This window comes from Ligilactobacillus acidipiscis DSM 15836 (genome assembly GCF_001435755.1).
Lineage (GTDB): Bacteria > Bacillota > Bacilli > Lactobacillales > Lactobacillaceae > Ligilactobacillus > Ligilactobacillus acidipiscis.
This window is the reverse complement of sequence record NZ_AZFI01000329.1, coordinates 1-739: the sequence shown is the minus strand read 5'-3', so window position 1 is coordinate 739 and position 739 is coordinate 1. Positions and strand designations below refer to the sequence as shown.

General features: G+C 29.1%; 2 protein-coding genes. Both read left to right on the top strand.

All coding sequences use genetic code 11. The features are described from left to right. Positions 1–106: 106 nt before the first annotated feature. Positions 107–373 carry a hypothetical protein gene (locus FC65_RS10960; protein ID WP_056972787.1) on the top strand — a complete coding sequence of 89 codons (267 nt, stop codon included), beginning with the start codon at positions 107–109 and terminating at the stop codon, positions 371–373. Positions 374–387: 14 nt separating this feature from the next. Further along, a complete protein-coding gene (locus FC65_RS10955) occupies positions 388–666 on the top strand; it encodes a hypothetical protein (RefSeq protein ID WP_056972785.1) in 279 nt (92 codons plus the stop codon). The last annotated feature ends 73 nt before the right edge of the window (positions 667–739 follow it).

The following is a 739-nucleotide window of genomic DNA, read 5'->3' as shown; positions in this document are numbered from 1 at the left end:
TGTATTATTTTATTTGATGTTTCGCAAATGATTAGTTGACCATTTTAAAACAATGTGATATTTTATAGCCATAACTATAGCAAATAAAATTAAGGGGGTTTTATTTATGGCAATATCAAATATCGAAAAACAACAAGAAAAGTTGCAAAGGCTTAATGAAAAGATTAAACAGGAAAAGAAAAAAGTTGACCAACGACTCGGACATGAAGTCATTAAAGGTGCTAATCTTGATTATGGTGATTTAGATCAAACAACAATTAAGGAACTTGCTTCTAAAATTGTTGCTTATCTAAACGGAAATAATTTTGAAAAGTCTAATACTATTGAACATAATCAATCTGATGAGCCGACTAATAACTTTAACCAACAGTAAGGTTAAAATAGCTTATGAATGAACAATACAATAAGTTAGTCTCACAACGTGATAAAGCGCAAAAAAAGATTGAACAAGCTGATTTTAAAGCTCGTCAATCTAAGTACTACGAAAATCAAAAAAAACGCAAAGCACGGTCTAGGCGTTTAATTCAAAAAGGCGCTTTATTTGAAAAGTATTTCCATGCGGAAAACTTATCCATTGATGAGAGTGAAGAATTATTAAAGATATTTGCAAATTATGTTAATGCAAATAAACCTAGTAAATATAAAAAGGATAGTCCTAACGATTAGGACTATCCTTTTTATTATCTTTTTTTTATGTTGTTTTATATCTGGCAGATTGCAAGAAATAACTTGAACGAAT